The sequence below is a fragment of the Kitasatospora sp. NPDC002551 genome (genome assembly GCF_040296005.1).
In the GTDB taxonomy this organism is placed as follows: Bacteria; Actinomycetota; Actinomycetes; order Streptomycetales; family Streptomycetaceae; genus Kitasatospora.
In genome coordinates this window covers 80,627-95,859 of record NZ_JBEOWI010000037.1, presented here as the reverse complement: position 1 = coordinate 95,859, position 15,233 = coordinate 80,627, and the positions used below count along the sequence as shown (strand labels likewise).

At 73.5% G+C, this 15,233-nt stretch carries 12 protein-coding genes; 7 read left to right on the top strand and 5 right to left on the bottom strand.

Annotated features, from left to right (window positions below):
* The first annotated feature begins 501 nt into the window (after nucleotides 1–501).
* A complete protein-coding gene (locus tag ABT093_RS27485; RefSeq protein WP_350569019.1) occupies nucleotides 502–951 on the top strand; it encodes a PTS sugar transporter subunit IIA in 450 nt (149 codons plus the stop codon).
* A 102-nt stretch (nucleotides 952–1,053) separates the two neighbouring features.
* The gene (ptsP, locus tag ABT093_RS27480; protein WP_350569018.1) at nucleotides 1,054–2,724 is read left to right on the top strand and encodes a phosphoenolpyruvate--protein phosphotransferase; all 1,671 of its coding nucleotides are present in this window, start codon (nucleotides 1,054–1,056) and stop codon (nucleotides 2,722–2,724) included.
* 119 nt (nucleotides 2,725–2,843) lie between these two features.
* Here the strand turns inward: ptsP and ABT093_RS27475 are convergent, their stop codons facing one another.
* From ABT093_RS27475 to ABT093_RS27465, 3 genes are all read right to left on the bottom strand, one after another.
* The gene (locus tag ABT093_RS27475) at nucleotides 2,844–4,865 is read right to left on the bottom strand and encodes an acetoacetate--CoA ligase (protein ID WP_350569016.1); all 2,022 of its coding nucleotides are present in this window, start codon (nucleotides 4,863–4,865) and stop codon (nucleotides 2,844–2,846) included.
* A gap of 152 nt (nucleotides 4,866–5,017) precedes the next feature.
* Nucleotides 5,018–5,569, bottom strand: a complete 552-nt coding sequence (locus tag ABT093_RS27470; RefSeq protein WP_350569014.1) for an NUDIX domain-containing protein — start codon at nucleotides 5,567–5,569, stop codon at nucleotides 5,018–5,020.
* Nucleotides 5,570–5,620: 51 nt separating this feature from the next.
* Nucleotides 5,621–6,544: an NUDIX hydrolase gene (locus ABT093_RS27465; RefSeq protein WP_350569012.1), complete on the bottom strand. Its 924-nt coding sequence runs from the start codon at nucleotides 6,542–6,544 to the stop codon at nucleotides 5,621–5,623.
* 165 nt (nucleotides 6,545–6,709) lie between these two features.
* Between ABT093_RS27465 and mmuM the strand changes: the two genes are divergently transcribed.
* From mmuM to ABT093_RS27440, 5 genes are all read left to right on the top strand, one after another.
* Nucleotides 6,710–7,639: a homocysteine S-methyltransferase gene (gene mmuM, locus ABT093_RS27460; RefSeq protein WP_350569030.1), complete on the top strand. Its 930-nt coding sequence runs from the start codon at nucleotides 6,710–6,712 to the stop codon at nucleotides 7,637–7,639.
* Between the two features lie 133 nt (nucleotides 7,640–7,772).
* The gene (locus ABT093_RS27455; RefSeq protein WP_350569010.1) at nucleotides 7,773–8,537 is read left to right on the top strand and encodes an IclR family transcriptional regulator; all 765 of its coding nucleotides are present in this window, start codon (nucleotides 7,773–7,775) and stop codon (nucleotides 8,535–8,537) included.
* A gap of 323 nt (nucleotides 8,538–8,860) precedes the next feature.
* Nucleotides 8,861–9,580 carry an MIP/aquaporin family protein gene (locus ABT093_RS27450; RefSeq protein ID WP_350569008.1) on the top strand — a complete coding sequence of 240 codons (720 nt, stop codon included), beginning with the start codon at nucleotides 8,861–8,863 and terminating at the stop codon, nucleotides 9,578–9,580.
* A gap of 91 nt (nucleotides 9,581–9,671) precedes the next feature.
* Entirely contained in the window at nucleotides 9,672–11,192 is a 1,521-nt protein-coding gene (glpK, locus tag ABT093_RS27445; protein ID WP_350569007.1) for a glycerol kinase GlpK, read from the top strand.
* Nucleotides 11,193–11,340: 148 nt separating this feature from the next.
* Nucleotides 11,341–12,936: a glycerol-3-phosphate dehydrogenase/oxidase gene (locus tag ABT093_RS27440; protein WP_350569005.1), complete on the top strand. Its 1,596-nt coding sequence runs from the start codon at nucleotides 11,341–11,343 to the stop codon at nucleotides 12,934–12,936.
* Nucleotides 12,937–13,249: 313 nt separating this feature from the next.
* Here ABT093_RS27440 and ABT093_RS27435 read toward each other — a convergent pair whose 3' ends face one another.
* Together ABT093_RS27435 and ABT093_RS27430 are read right to left on the bottom strand one after the other, a co-directional pair.
* A complete protein-coding gene (locus ABT093_RS27435) occupies nucleotides 13,250–14,662 on the bottom strand; it encodes a GntT/GntP/DsdX family permease (RefSeq protein ID WP_350569003.1) in 1,413 nt (470 codons plus the stop codon).
* Nucleotides 14,659–15,213 (bottom strand): gluconokinase, encoded by a 555-nt coding sequence (locus tag ABT093_RS27430; RefSeq protein WP_350569002.1) that lies wholly within the window; start codon nucleotides 15,211–15,213, stop codon nucleotides 14,659–14,661. The genes ABT093_RS27435 and ABT093_RS27430 overlap by 4 nt, the downstream gene beginning before the upstream one ends.
* Nucleotides 15,214–15,233 lie beyond the last annotated feature (20 nt).

Genomic DNA, 15,233 nt, shown 5'->3' with positions numbered 1-15,233 from the left:
TGACTTTTGGCACGCTGTTGAGTTCTCAAGGAACGGACGCTTCCATCAGGCGGCTTTCACACCGGCCCTCCGGGCGCTTCGTTCTTTCGTGTTTCGAGCTTACCAGATCCGTTTCCCGGTGCTTAACCGGTGCTTTTCGCTTCCGAAATCTGGTGTTAACCGCCGACTCGCGGCGACTCGACCAACCATAGCGGGTCCCCGGCCGGAGCGCGAATCGAGCCACGCCGGGGGCCACCCGCCCGGACGTGTGATTTGTTGCTCTCGCGAGCATATACAGCAATGGTCCCGATTCGCCAAGATGCCTGTAGAGTGCGGCGCATCGGCCAAGAGGACTAGACCACTAGCGGTCGGCGAGATGGCCGGCCGGTGAGGGCAGGCGGTATGGGCCGACTGCCCGGGAATGTCAGCAGATGTCCGAAGTTGACATGATTTAGGCTTCAGTCGATCGCCCTGCCGCGTTCGCGGCCGCTCGCCTGTACTGCGCACTTGGGAGGCTCAACCATGACCACTGTGACGTCGCCGCTGACCGGCAAGGTCGTCGGGCTCGCCGGCGTGCCGGACCCCGTCTTCTCGGGTGCGATGGTCGGCCCCGGCACCGCGATCGACCCCGTGCGCGAGCAGACCGAGGCGGTCGCTCCGGTGGACGGCGTGGTCGTGTCCATGCACCCGCACGCGTTCGTCGTCGTCGACGCGGACGGACACGGCGTTCTGACCCACCTGGGCATCGACACCGTCCAGCTGAACGGTGAGGGCTTCGAACTGCTCGTCAGCAAGGGCGACACCGTTACCCGCGGCCAGGCCGTCATCAAGTGGGACCCGGCCGCCGTCGAGGCCGCCGGCAAGTCGCCCATCTCGCCGATCGTCGCGCTGGAGGCCTCCGCCGACGCGCTGGGCGGGGTCCTGGAGAGCGGGGAGGTCGCCGTCGGCGACGCCCTGTTCGACTGGAGCTGACCTCTCCCCCTTCCTTCCCGACACACCCGCCCCGCCGCTCCGGTCGGGGCGGCCCGGCACACAGCGGTACCCGGCGGGGCCGCCTCTCTCACGGAGACAGATATGGAGAAGACGCTGCGCGGCGTGGGTGTCAGCCACGGGGTCGCGATCGGCCAGGTACGGCACATGGGGACGGCGGTGCTGGAGCCCCCGGCCGCCCAGATCCCCACCGAGGACGCTCCGCGTGAGCAGGCCCGCGCCCAGGCTGCCGTCGAGGCGGTTGCCGCGGACCTGACCGCCCGCGGCAACCTGGCCGGCGGCGAGGCCCAGGCCGTGCTGGAGGCCCAGGCGCTGATGGCGCAGGACCCCGAGCTGATGGCCGACGTCGCCCGCCGGATCGCGGTCGGCAGCAGTGCCGAGCGCGGCGTCTACGACGCCTTCGCCGCCTACCGGGCGCTGCTCGCCTCCGCCGGGGAGTACCTCGCGGGCCGGGTGGCCGACCTGGACGACGTGCGGAACCGCATCGTCGCGCGGCTGCTGGGTGTCCCGATGCCGGGTGTGCCGGACAGCGACGAGCCGTACGTGCTGTTCGCCCGGGACCTCGCGCCGGCCGACACCGCGCTGCTGGACCCCACGCTGGTGCTCGGCTTCGTGACCGAGGAGGGCGGGCCGACCAGCCACAGCGCCATCCTGGCGCGGGCCATGGGCGTGCCGGCCGTGGTCGCGCTGCCGGGGGCGACCGAGGTCGCCGAGGGCACCGTCGTCGCGGTGGACGGCAGCTCCGGTGACGTGCTGGTCGAGCCGGGCGAGGAGAAGAAGGAGGAGCTGCGCCGGATCGCCGCCGAGCGCAAGGCGGCGCTCGCCGCCTCCTCCGGCCCGGGTGCGACCTCGGACGGGCACAAGGTGCCGCTGCTGGCCAACGTCGGCGGCCCGGGCGACCTGCCGGCCGCGCTGGAGGCGGGCGCCGAGGGCGTCGGGCTCTTCCGCACCGAGTTCCTGTTCCTGGACGACTCGGCCAAGGCGCCCAGCGAGGAGAAGCAGGTCGAGGCGTACCGCAAGGTCCTGGAGGCGTTCCCGGAGAACCGGGTCGTCGTCCGGGTGCTCGACGCGGGCGCGGACAAGCCGCTGGACTTCCTGACCCCGGCCGACGAGCCCAACCCGGCGCTGGGCGTGCGCGGGCTGCGCACCCTGCTGGAGCACCCGGAGGTGCTGCGCACCCAGCTGCGGGCGCTGGCGAAGGCCGCCGAGGGCCTGCCGGTGCACCTTGAGGTGATGGCCCCGATGGTGGCCGACCGCAAGGACGCCAAGGAGTTCGCCGAGGCGTGTCGCGAAGCCGGGCTGAACGCCAAGTTCGGTGCGATGGTGGAGATCCCGTCGGCCGCGCTGCGGGCGCGCTCGATCCTCCAGGAGGTCGAGTTCCTGTCGCTGGGCACCAACGACCTCGCGCAGTACGCCTTCGCCGCCGACCGGCAGGTCGGTGCGCTGGCCCGGCTTCAGGACCCGTGGCAGCCGGCGCTGCTGGACCTGATCGCCGCCGCGGCCGAGGCCGCGCAGGCCGAGGGCAAGAGCTGCGGCGTCTGTGGCGAGGCCGCCTCGGACCCGCTGCTCGCCGTGGTGCTGACCGGTCTCGGTGTCACCAGCCTGTCGATGGGCGCGGCGTCGATCCCCTACGTGCGGACCGCGCTGGCCAAGTACACCCTGGCGCAGTGCCGTCGGGCCGCCGAGGCGGCGCGGTCGGCGGACAGCGCCGACGAGGCGCGGGCCGCCGCGCAGCAGGTGCTGTCGGGCGAGTAGCCGCCGCATCCGTAGAGCTGTACAGGGCGGTACCGGAACGCCCGGAGGGGCCCTTCCACTGTGGCTGTGGAAGGGCCCCTCCGGTGTGTCCGGGCCGGGTGCGGTCGGCTACCGGTGGGCTACCGGGCGGCGCGGTCGCGGCGGAGCTGCTCGAACCAGCGCAGGTGGTCGAGGTTGTCGACGGAGCCGGGGTTGACGGCCTGGTCGAGCGGGGTGCCGGAGAGCAGGCGCTTGACCGGGACCTCGATGCGCTTGCCGGTCAGGGTGTGCGGCAGGCCGCGGACGGCGATGACCTCGTCGGGGACGTGGCGCGGGGAGAGCTCGGTGCGCAGCGAGGTGCGGATGCGGCCGATGAGGTCCTTGTCGAGCTCGGCGCCGGGGGCGAGGACGACGAAGAGCGGCATCCAGTAGCCGCCGTCGGGCTCCTCCAGGCCGATGACCAGGGACTCGGCGATCTCGGGGAGGCGTTCGACGACCTCGTAGATGTCGGAGGAGCCCATCCGCACGCCCTGGCGGTTGAGGGTGGAGTCCGAGCGGCCGTGGATGACGACGGTGCCGCGGGAGGTGACGGTGATCCAGTCGCCGTGGCGCCAGACACCGGGGTAGGTGTCGAAGTAGCTGTCGTGGTAGCGGGTGCCCTCGGGGTCGTTCCAGAAGCCGGTGGGCATGGACGGGATGGGCTTGGTGACGACGAGTTCGCCGACCTCGTCGGTGAGCGGCCGGCCCTGGACGTCCCAGGACTCGACGGCGGCGCCGAGGCAGGGGGCCTGGATCTCGCCGAGGTGGACGGGGAGGGTGGGGACGCCGCCGACGAAGCAGGAGCAGACGTCGGTGCCGCCGCTGACGGAGGCGAGCCAGACGTCCTCCTTCACCTCGTCGTAGATCCAGCGGAAGCCGTCGGGCGGCAGCGGGGAGCCGGTGGTGCCGATGCAGCGCACGGCGGAGAGGTCGAGGTCGCGGCCGGGGTGCAGCTCGGCCTTGCGACTGGCGATCACGTAGGCCGCGGAGGTGCCGAGGACGGTGGCGCGGGTGCGGGCGGCGACGGACCACAGGGCGCCGGTGTCGGGGTGGCCGGGGCTGCCGTCGTAGGTGACGACCGTGGATCCGACGAGGAGGCCGGCGAGGAGGAAGTTCCACATCATCCAGCCGGTGGAGGTGTACCAGAGGAAGCGGTCGTCGGGGCCGAGGTCGAGGTGGAGGCCGGCCTGCTTGAGGTGCTCGACGAGGATGCCGCCCTGGCTCTGCACGATGGCCTTGGGCAGGCCGGTGGTGCCGGAGGAGTAGAGGACCCAGAGCGGGTGGTCGAAGGGGACCGGCTCGAAGACCGGCTCGGTGTCGGCGGCGGTCAGGTCGTCCCAGGTCAGCGCGCCCTCGGGGGCGGGGGCGCCGAGCAGGGGGACGTGCACGACGGTGCGCAGCGAGGGGAGTTCGCGGCGGATCTCGGCGACGACCTCCGTGCGGTCGTGGTCCTTGCCGCCGTAGTGGTAGCCGTCGACGGCGAAGAGGACGACGGGCTCGATCTGCTGGAGGCGGTCGAGGACGCTGCGGGCGCCGAAGTCGGGGGCGCAGCTGGTCCAGACGGCGCCGACGGCGGCGGTGGCGAGGAGGGCGACGGCGGCCTGCGGGACGTTGGGCAGGTAGGCGCTGACCCGGTCGCCGGGGCGCACGCCGTGGGCCCGGAGGGCGGCGGCGAGGGAGCCGACCTGGCGGCGCAGTTCGGCCCAGGTGAGGACGGCGGGCTCGTCGGTGGTCTCGTCGAGGTGGAGGATCGCCGGGCGGTCGGCGAAGCCGTCCCGCTCGCCGGCGCGCAGGGCGTGCTCGGCGTAGTTGAGGCGGGCGCCGGGGAACCAGCGGGCGCCGGGCATCGCGGGGTCGGCGAGGACGGCGTCGGGGGCCTCGGTGAAGCGGACGTCGAACCACTGGGTGACGGCGGTCCAGAAGCGGTCGAGGTCCTCGACCGACCAGGCGTGCAGGGCGGCGTAGCGGGCGGCGGCCTGGTCGTCGTCGGTGGTCGGGGCGAGCGGGGCGGCCGGGGCGCCGTGGTGCTCGGCGGCCCAGGCCTGGAAGGCCACGATCCCGGTGCCGGCGGCACGCGCGGGGTCGGGGCGCCAGAGCGGTTGGTCCTGGGATGGGGTGCTCACGGTGGTGGTCTCCCGGCCGGTGATGAGGGCGGACGGGGGTGCTTGTGGCAGGGCCCACGTCCGGTTGGGGGCTGTCGGTGCAGACCCTGCCACGTGATAGGCCGGTGCGCCAGGGTCTGCCCGGCCGGTGGGGCGGTGCCCGGGTTGCCTGGTCAGAGGCGGGAGAACTCGCCGTTGAACCAGGAGCGGGAGACGCGGGTGTGGAAGGGGAAGGCGAGCGGGGTCTCGGGGGTGGCGAGCTGCCAGCCGTCGGTCTCGTCGGTGGGGACGGAGGGCGGGAGGGCGGCGAGCGGACGGGCGGGGAGCAGGCCGAAGAGGCAGAGGAAGCCGCCGCGGGCGTCGGAGTCGGTGGCGACCAGGGTGATGTCGGCGGCGTCGGCGAGGATCCCGGTCTCCTCGCGCAGTTCGCGCACGCAGGCCTGCTGCCAGCTCTCGCCGTAGTCGATGTATCCGCCGGGGAGGGCGAGTTCGCCGTAGCCGGGTTCGATGGTGCGGCGGATGACCACGAGGGTGGGGGCGGTGCCGGACGCCTCGGTGACGGGGAGGAGCGTGACGACGACGGGCAGCGGGTTGCGGTAGCTGATCTCGGTGCAGTGCGGGCAGGTCCGGGGCCAGGCGGAGGTGCCGGGCGGGTAGGGGGCACCGCAGAAGTGGCAGTGGGAGTTGGCCCTGTGGCGCACCGTGCCGGTCTCGTGAGTCGTCATGGCCGGATGGTAGTCCGGGCGGGCGGGGCCGGGTCAGGGGGTCGGCGGACGTCAGGGGGTCGGCGGCGGATCGCTGCGGGTGGGGCGGAGCAGGGCGGGGTGGAGGAGGCGCGCGTCGCCGGCGTGGTAGGTGCGGGCGCGGGGGCCGCCGCGCGCGCCGCCACGGTCGGTGGTGGTGCCGGTGCTCTCGACGAAGCCGGGGACGGAGAGCACCTTGCGGTGGAAGTTGCCGGGGTGGAGCTTCTCGTCCCAGACGGCCTCGTAGACGGCGCGCAGCTCGGGGATGGTGAAGTCGTGGGGGAGGAAGGCGGTGGCCAGCGGGCTGTACTCGATCTTGGCGCGGGCGCGCTCCAGGCCGTCGGCGAGGATCCGGGCGTGGTCGAAGGCGAGCTCGATCGGCGTCCCGGGCGTCTCGGCCGTCCCGGACGTCCCGTCGGCTGCGGCGTCCGTGGGCTCGGTGGAGCCGGTGCGCCCGTCGACGCCACCCCCGTGGGTGTCGGCGGGCGCACCGGCGGTCTCGGTCCGGCCGGTGGGCCGGAGGTCGAGGGCGGTGACGGGGTGCCAGGCGGCGTGGGCCGCGTCGCTGCCGGCCTGCGGGTCGGGCAGGTCCGGGGCGAAGGCGAGGTAGGCGACGGAGACCACGTGCATCCGCGGGTCGCGGTCGGGTGCGCCGTAGCTGCCGAGCTGTTCGAGGTGGATGCGGCTGAGGGCGGCCTCGGCCCCGGCGGTGCCGTGCAGCCCGGTCTCCTCGGCGAACTCACGGGCGGCGGCCTCGTCGAGGCTCTCCTCGCCGGCCCGCAGGAAGCCGCCGGGCAGTGCCCAGCGGCCCCGGTAGGGCGGGAGGGCGCGGTCGACGAGCAGGACGTGCGGGCGGCCGTGGCGCAGGGTGAGGGCGACGACGTCGACGGTGACGGCGACCGGGGTGTAGGCGCGCGGGTCGTAGGCGGCGAGCCATTCCTGCTCGGTGCTGTCCACGGTGCGCGCGCTCCTCTCCACCGGGCCGTCGGGGGCGTCCTTCTCGGACTGAGCAGAACGTAGCCGTCTCTTGACTCTGCGGCAAATCAATTTCCCCCCGGACCGCCCGCCGCTCCCCCGCGCTGCTCCTAGGCTGTGACCAGGACGTTCCCCGAGGAGGCCGCGATGGGCGCACCCGGCGTGCCGGACTTCGCCGCCGCGCTGGCGGCCGGGCCGCTGGTGCTGGACGGCGGGCTGTCCGACCAGCTGGCGGCGGGCGGGCACGACCTGGCGGACGCGCTGTGGTCGGCGCGGCTGCTGGCGGACGCGCCGGAGGCGGTGGTGGCGGCGCACCGGGCGTACTTCGCGGCGGGTGCGCGGGTCGCGATCACCGCGAGCTACCAGGCGAGTTTCGCCGGCTTCGCGCGGCGCGGGATCGGCCGGGACGGGGCGGCGCGGCTGCTGGCGCGCAGCGTGGCGCTGGCGCGGGAGGCGGCGCGCGGGCTGCCGGGGCCGCGCCGGTGGGTGGCGGCGTCGGTCGGGCCGTACGGGGCGGTGCTGGCGGACGGGTCGGAGTACCGGGGCCGCTACGGGCTGACGGCGGCGGAGCTGGAGGCGTTCCACCGGCCGCGGCTGGAGGTGCTGGCGGCGGCGGGCCCGGATGTGCTGGCGCTGGAGACGGTGCCGGACGTGGCGGAGGCGCGGGTGCTGCTGCGGGCGGTGCGCGGGCTGGGGGTGCCGGCCTGGCTGTCGTTCGGCGCGGCGGGCGGGCTGACCCGGGCGGGGCAGCCGCTCGCGGAGGCGTTCGCGCTGGCGGCGGAGGCGGACGAGGTGGTGGCGGTGGGGGTGAACTGCTGCGCGCCCGAGGACGCGGACCTGGCGGTGGGACTGGCGGCGCGGGTGTCCGGCAAGCCGGTGGTGGTGTATCCGAACAGCGGCGAGGGCTGGGACGCGGCGGCCGGGGCGTGGTGCGGCGAGCCGACCTTCGAGGCGCGCAGGGTGGCCGGGTGGCTGGCGGCGGGGGCGCGGCTGGTGGGCGGCTGCTGCCGGGTCGGGCCGGCCGGGATCCGGGCGGTGGCCGCGCAGGTGGCGGCCGCCGGGCGGGCGGGGGTGTGACGGCGAGCCCTCGACGGCGGGCCGGGGCGGGGTTACCGAGGGGGAAGGTGCACGGAACGGGGACGGCCTGGCAGACTCGTGCCGTCAACACTGCGGTCGACAATGTCGACCGCCTCTCAGCGCGGAGGTACCCATGCCCGGCCCGATCCAGTCGCTCTCCCGGGCCGCCGCGATCATGCGCCTGCTGGCCGGCGGCGAGCGCCGCCTGGGCCTGTCGGACGTCGCGACGGCGCTGGGCCTGGCCAAGGGCACCGCGCACGGCATCCTGCGCACCCTCCAGCAGGAGGGGTTCGTGGAGCAGGACCCGGAGAGCGGCAAGTACCAGCTGGGCGCCGAGCTGCTGCGGCTCGGGCAGAGCTACCTGGACGTGCACGAGCTGCGCGCGCGGGCCCTGGTGTGGGCCGACGACCTGGCCAGGGCGGCCGGGGAGACCGTGTACCTGGGGGTGCTGCACCAGCGCGGGGTGCTGATCGTGCACCACGTGTTCCGGCCGGACGACACCCGGCAGGTGCTGGAGGTCGGCTCGATGCAGCCGCTGCACTCGACCGCGCTGGGCAAGGTGCTGGTGGCCTACGACCCGGTGGCCCGCGGCGAGCTGGGCGAGGGCCCGTTCGAGTCGTACACCGCGCGTACGCTGACCGATCCGGCGGACGTGGACGCCGAGGCGGCGCTGACCCGCGAGCGGGGCTGGGCGGACTCGATCGAGGAGACCTGGGAGGGCGTGGCCTCGATCGGCGCACTGATCCAGGACCGGCGGCGCAACCCGGTCGGCGCGGTCTGCATCAGCGGCGCGGTCGAGCGGGTCTGCGAGGACGGCTTCGTGAAGCCCTCGCTGGTCGCGTCGGTGCGCAGCGCGGCGCGCGCGATCTCCCGGGACCTGGGCGCCGGGCGGTTCTGAGCGGCGGCCGCAGGGCCCGCCGGCACCCGACGGAACGTTCACGCTGAGGCGCGGACGGGCGAAATGCCCGTCCGCGCCTTACCGTTTTGTCCAAAATTCCGATGATCCATCCGGTGACGCCGGGTAGCGCGGGACGACAAGGGTCACAGCTGCGTAACCCGGCCTTGACGAGAGGGCGACCCGGGGAGGAAGCTTCCGCATGACGGTCGACATTGTCGAACGATGGCCGTGCGAATCGATCCCACAAGGCGCTCACCCGCCCAGCGGTCGCCCGGCCCCTGCCCCCACCCGCACCCCCGGGCCATATGGACAAGGGAGTCTTTGTGTCCGCGTTCTCCAACGGCGACATCTTCGTCGGCGAAACCCTCGGCACCGCCGCCCTGATACTCCTCGGCGGCGGCGTCTGTGCCGCCGTGACGCTCAAGAAGTCGAAGGCCCTGAACGCCGGCTGGCTGGCGATCACCTTCGGCTGGGGCTTCGCGGTGATGATCGCCGCCTACATGTCGGCCCCGAAGTCCGGCGCCCACCTGAACCCGGCCGTCACCCTGGCCATCGCCGTCGACAGCGGCGACTGGAGCAAGGTCCCGCTCTACCTGGTCTCCCAGCTGATCGGCGCGATGATCGGCGCCGTCCTGGTCTGGCTCACCTACCTCGGCCAGTTCCAGGCCAACCAGGAGCCCACCCTCGGCATCTTCTCGACCGGCCCCGAGATCCGGAACCCGGTCCAGAACCTGCTCACCGAGATCATCGGCACCTTCGTGCTCGCCCTGGCCATCCTGACCCAGGGCCTGACCAAGGGCCTCGGCCTGTCCGGCACCGGCATCCTGATCGTCGCCTTCACCGTCGTCGGCATCGGTCTGTCCCTCGGCGGCCCGACCGGGTACGCCATCAACCCGGTCCGCGACCTCGGTCCGCGCATCGTCCACTCGCTGCTGCCGATCCCGAACAAGGGCGGCTCGGACTGGTCCTACGCCTGGATCCCGGTGGCCGGCCCGGTCATCGGCGGTCTGCTGGCCGGCGGCCTGTACCACGCCGCGTTCTGACCGAACGGGTTTCCACCCCGCCCGGACCCGGGGACTGACCTGAGAGTCAGGCCCACCCTCCCCCGCACACCTTCTCTAGCCGAGGACCCTCATGACCTCCACTGGCAACTACATCGCCGCGATCGACCAGGGCACCACCTCCAGCCGCTGCATCATCTTCGGCGCCGACGGCCGCATCGTCGCCGTCGACCAGCAGGAGCACCGGCAGATCTTCCCCCAGCCCGGCTACGTCGAGCACGACGCCGCCGAGATCTGGACCCGGGTGCAGTCGGTCGTCCGCGGTGCGCTGGAGAAGGCCGGCCTGACCAAGGACGACATCCGCGCCGTCGGCATCACCAACCAGCGCGAGACCACCGTCCTGTGGGACAGGCACACCGGCGAGCCGGTGCACAACGCGCTGGTGTGGCAGGACACCCGCACCGAGGCGCTCTGCCGCGAGCTGGGCCGCAACGTCGGCCAGGACCGCTTCCGCCGCGAGACCGGCCTGCCGCTGGCCAGCTACTTCGCCGGCCCGAAGATCCGCTGGCTGCTGGACAACGTCGAGGGCCTGCGCGAGCGCGCCGAGGCCGGCGACATCCTCTTCGGCACCATGGACACCTGGGTCATCTGGAACCTCACCGGCGGTGTCGACGGCGGCAAGCACGTCACGGACGTCACCAACGCCAGCCGCACCATGCTGATGAACCTGCACACCCTGCGGTGGGACGAGAAGATCGCCGAGTCGATGGACGTGCCGATGGCCGTCCTGCCGGAGATCCGCTCCTCCGCCGAGGTGTACGGCGAGGCCGTCGGCGACCTGGCGGGCGTGCCGGTCGCCGCCGCGCTCGGCGACCAGCAGGCCGCGCTGTTCGGCCAGACCTGCTTCGACGAGGGCGAGGCCAAGTCCACCTACGGCACCGGCACCTTCCTGCTGCTCAACACCGGCGAGAAGGTCGTCAACTCCTACCACGGCCTGCTGACCACGGTCGGCTACCGGATCGGCGACCAGAAGCCGGTCTACGCCCTGGAGGGCTCGATCGCCGTCACCGGCTCGCTCGTCCAGTGGCTGCGCGACCAGCTCGGCATCATCTCCACCGCCGCCGAGATCGAGACCCTGGCCAACACGGTCGAGGACAACGGCGGCGCCTACTTCGTCCCGGCGTTCTCCGGCCTGTTCGCCCCGTACTGGCGCTCCGACGCCCGCGGCGTGATCGCCGGCCTCACCCGGTACGTCACCAAGGGCCACCTGGCCCGGGCCGTCCTGGAGGCCACCGCCTGGCAGACCCGCGAGGTCGTCGACGCCATGCAGAAGGACTCCGGGGTCGAGCTCACCGCCCTCAAGGTCGACGGCGGCATGACCAGCAACAACCTGCTCATGCAGAACATCGCCGACGTCCTGGACGCCCCGGTCGAGCGCCCGTACGTGGCCGAGACCACCGCCCTGGGCGCCGCCTACGCGGCCGGTCTGGCGGTCGGCTTCTGGAGCGACCTCGACACCCTGCGGGCCAACTGGCACCGCGCCGCCGAGTGGACCCCGCGGATGGACGAGGCCACCCGGGAGCGCGAGTACAAGAAGTGGCTGAAGGCCGTCGAGCGCACCATGGGCTGGGTGGAGGAGGAAGAGACCGACTGACCGCGACGCCGGTCGGGGCACGCGCCCCGGCCGGCCCGCTCCCGTTTCACCGGCCCGCCGCACCGGGCCGACCCGGCCTCTCCGCAGGGGCCGTACGCACACCGAGAGGAGTAACGGCGCCGCCCGACCCGCGCGCCGTACACACACCATGGCAACCATTCCGACCCTGGGCGCCGAGCTGACCGCCGGCCGCACCGCCTCCCGCGCCGAGACCCGCGAGCTGCTCGGCAAGGCCACCTACGACCTGCTGGTGATCGGAGGCGGAATCCTCGGCACCGCCGTCGCCTGGACCGCGTCCCAGGCCGGTCTGAAGGTCGCCATGGTCGACGCCGGCGACTTCGCCGGCGCCACCTCCAGCGCCTCCTCGAAGCTCGTCCACGGCGGCCTGCGCTACCTGCAGACCGGCGCGGTGAAGCTGGTCGCCGAGAACCACAAGGAGCGCCGCGCGCTCTCCACCGACGTCGCCCCGCACCTGGTCAACCCGCTGACCTTCTTCGTGCCGGTCTACAAGGGCGGCCCGCACAGCGCGCCCAAGCTCGGCGCCGGCGTGTTCCTGTACTCGGCGCTCTCCGCCTTCCGCGACGGCATGGGCCGGGTCTCCACCGCCGCGCACGCCGCTCAGCAGGTGCCCGCGCTGCGCACCGAGGGCCTGCGCTCGGTGGCCGTCTACGGCGACCACCAGATGAACGACTCCCGGGTCGCGGTGATGACCGTGCGCGCCGCCGTCGAGGCCGGCGCGGTCGTGCTCAACCACGCCGAGGTCACCGGCCTGCGCTTCACCGGCGGCCGGGTCACCGGCGCCGAGCTGAAGGACCGCATGGACGGCACCGAGTTCGGCGTGGACGCCCGCCTGGTGCTGAACGCCACCGGCCCGTGGGTGGACCACCTGCGCCGGATGGAGGACGCCGGCGCCGCGCCGTCGATCCGGCTGTCCAAGGGCGCCCACGTGGTGGTCAAGCGCCGCTCCCCGTGGCGCGCCGCGCTGACCATCCCGATCGACAAGTACCGCGTCTCCTTCGCCATCCCGTGGGAGGACCACGTCCTGCTCGGCACCACCGACGAGGAGTACACCGGCGACCCGAAGGACGTCCGGGCCACCGAGGCGGACGTCGACCAGATCCTCGGCGAGGCCGCGCACGCGATCCGCGACGAGCACCTCGACCGCGACCTGATCACCTACACCTTCGCCGGCCTTCGGGTGCTGCCCGGCGGCCCGGGCGACACCGCCGCCGCCAAGCGCGAGACGGTCGTCACCGAGGGCAAGGGCGGCATGCTGTCGGTCGCCGGCGGCAAGTGGACCACCTACCGCCACATCGGCCGCACCGTGCTGGAGAAGCTGGCCCACGTGCCCGGCACCTCGCTCGGCGAGGACATCTCCCCGATCGCCCCGACCGTGCCGCTGCCGGGCGTCGGCGCGCCGAACGCCGTCGCGCACCGCCTGCTGATCGACCGCGAGCCGGGCTCGCGGATGGAGCCGCTGGTCGCCAAGCACCTGGCCGGCCACTACGGCACGCTGTCCTTCGACATCGCCCGGATGATCGACGAGAACCCGGAGCTCGGCCGGCCGATCCACGAGGACGGCCCGGACGTCTGGGCGCAGGTCGCCTACGCGGCCGACCACGAGTGGGCGTACACCGCGGACGACGTGCTGCGCCGGCGCACCACGATGACCGTCCGGGGCCTGGACACCCCGGAGGTCCGTGCCGAGGTCGAGGCCTTCCTCGCCAAGCGCGGAACGAAGTAGCGGCGAGCACCCTCCGACCCGACGGGCGGGCACCCCGGGGCTGGGGGCGCCCGCCCGTCGGCATGCCCGCCGACCTGCGCGGACGATCAGTCGCCGGGCGGCGGCCGGCGACGGGTCCGCGTGGAAGGTCAGCCGCACGCTCCGCCCGGACGGCGCGGACGGCGGGGGCAGCGGGGGCGGGAGCGGGGGCGGCCGGCGGGTCCCGCTGGTCCGACCCCCGCGGTGGAACGGACGAACGGGCGGGCGCTCCTCGTGGAGCGCCCGCCCGTTCGGCGTGGTGACCGGGACCCGCCCGGCCGGCTGGCCCGGCCCGCTAGATGATCAGGCTGAGCGGCATGATCAGGGCGATCGCGACCACCGAGATCACCGTCTCCATCACCGACCAGGACTTCAGCGTCTGGCCGACGCTCATCCCGAAGTACTCCTTCACCAGCCAGAAGCCGGCGTCGTTGACGTGCGACAGGAACAGCGATCCGGCGCCGATGGCCAGCACCAGCAGGGCCGCGTGGGTGGACGACATGTCGGCCGCCAGCGGGGCGACGATGCCGGCCGCGGTGATGGTGGCGACCGTCGCCGAGCCGGTGGCGAGCCGGATCAGCACCGCGATCAGCCAGCCGAGCAGCAGCGCCGAGATGTGCCACTTGGACGACCACTCGCTGACCGCGTTGCCGACGCCCACGTCGATCAGGGTCTGCTTGAAGCCGCCGCCCGCGCCGACGATGAAGACGATGCCGGCGATCGGGCCGAGCGACTTGCCGACGGTGTCGGAGATCCGGGCCTTGTCGAAGCCGGCCGCCCGGCCCAGGGTCAGCATGCCGAGCAGGGTCGCCGCGAGCAGGGCGATCAGCGGCGAGCCGATGAAGTCGAAGACCCGCTGCACCATCGCCTCGGGGTCGTCGACGACGACGTCCGCCAGCGCCTTGCCGAGCATCAGCACGACCGGCAGCAGGATGGTCGCCAGCACGGCGCCGAACGAGGGGGTGTGCTCGCGCTCGCCCGCCTTCGCCGCGGCGGCCTCCGGGGCGGTGGCCTCGGGGATCTCCAGCGGTCCGACCCAGCGCTCGGCGAGGCGGGCGAACAGCGGACCGGCGATGATCAGCGTCGGGACGGCGATCAGCAGACCGAGCGCCAGGGTGACGCCCAGGTCGGCCTTGAGCGCGTCGACGGCGACCAGCGGACCGGGGTGCGGGGGCACCAGGCCGTGCAGCACCGAGAGACCGGCCAGCGCCGGGATGCCGATCCGCATCAGCGGGACGTTTCCGCGGCGGGCGACCAGCAGCACGATCGGGATCAGCAGCACCACGCCGACCTCGAAGAACAGCGGCAGGCCGAGCACGGCGGCGATCAGCGCCATCGCCCAGGGCAGCGCCCGGGGCCCGGAGCGGGAGAGCACGGTGTCCGCGATGATGTTGGCGCCGCCCGAGTCGGCGAGCAGCTTGCCGAGCATCGCGCCCAGGCCGATCAGCAGGCCCACGCCCGCGACGGTGGAGCCGAAGCCGGTGGAGAAGCTGGTGAGCAGCTTGTCGAACGGCGCGCCCGCGACGGCGGCCAGCAGGCCCGAGCCGAGGGTCAGGGCCAGGAACGGGTGCAGCTTGAGCTTGGTGATCAGCAGCACGATGGCGCCGATGCTGAGCAGCACCGCGATCAGCAGCTGGGAGTCGCTGCTGGTGTGCGGGAGGGCCGGTGGGGCGGCCGCGAGCACGGTGAGGGTGGGGGACGGGGTCACGCGAGGTCTCCATTGACGGGCCGCAGCAGGGCGACGGCCTTCTCGACGAGTTCTTCGGGGGTCGGCCCGACGTCCAGCACGGCGCCGCGCTCGTCCGGACCGAGGGGTTCCAGGGCGGCGTACTGGGAGCCGAGCAGCGACGGCGGCATGAAGTGGCCGGTGCGGTGGGCGAGCCGGTCCTCGACCAGCTCGGTCCGGCCGCTGAGGTGCAGGAACCAGGCGTCCGGGCAGGCCTCGCGCAGCAGGTCGCGGTAGCCGTGCTTGAGCGCCGAGCAGGTGACCACGCCGCCGGTGCCGGCCTCGGTGCGCTCCGCCAGCCAGGCGCCGATGGCGCGCAGCCAGGGTTCGCGGTCCCGGTCGTCCAGCGGGATGCCGGCCGACATCTTGGCGATGTTGGCCGGCGGGTGGAAGTCGTCCGCCTCGGCGAAGGGGAGCCCGAGGCGGTCGGCCAGCAGGCGGGCCAGGGTGGTCTTGCCGACACCGGAGACGCCCATCACCACGATGGTGAGGGGCGCGCTGGGGGTGTCGTGGTTCTCGACGCTGAGAGCCATGGGTGGTGCTCCTTCGTTGC

Bases quoted from the DNA above. Each gene is read 5' to 3' on its own strand.
- ABT093_RS27485 (WP_350569019.1), top strand. From the start codon at position 502: ATGACCACTGTGACGTCGCCGCTGACCGGCAAGGTCGTCGGGCTCGCC.
- ptsP (WP_350569018.1), top strand. From the start codon at position 1,054: ATGGAGAAGACGCTGCGCGGCGTGGGTGTCAGCCACGGGGTCGCGATC.
- ABT093_RS27470 (WP_350569014.1), bottom strand. From the start codon at position 5,569: ATGACGACTCACGAGACCGGCACGGTGCGCCACAGGGCCAACTCCCAC.
- mmuM (WP_350569030.1), top strand. From the start codon at position 6,710: ATGGGCGCACCCGGCGTGCCGGACTTCGCCGCCGCGCTGGCGGCCGGG.
- ABT093_RS27455 (WP_350569010.1), top strand. From the start codon at position 7,773: ATGCCCGGCCCGATCCAGTCGCTCTCCCGGGCCGCCGCGATCATGCGC.
- glpK (WP_350569007.1), top strand. From the start codon at position 9,672: ATGACCTCCACTGGCAACTACATCGCCGCGATCGACCAGGGCACCACC.
- ABT093_RS27440 (WP_350569005.1), top strand. From the start codon at position 11,341: ATGGCAACCATTCCGACCCTGGGCGCCGAGCTGACCGCCGGCCGCACC.
- ABT093_RS27430 (WP_350569002.1), bottom strand. From the start codon at position 15,213: ATGGCTCTCAGCGTCGAGAACCACGACACCCCCAGCGCGCCCCTCACC.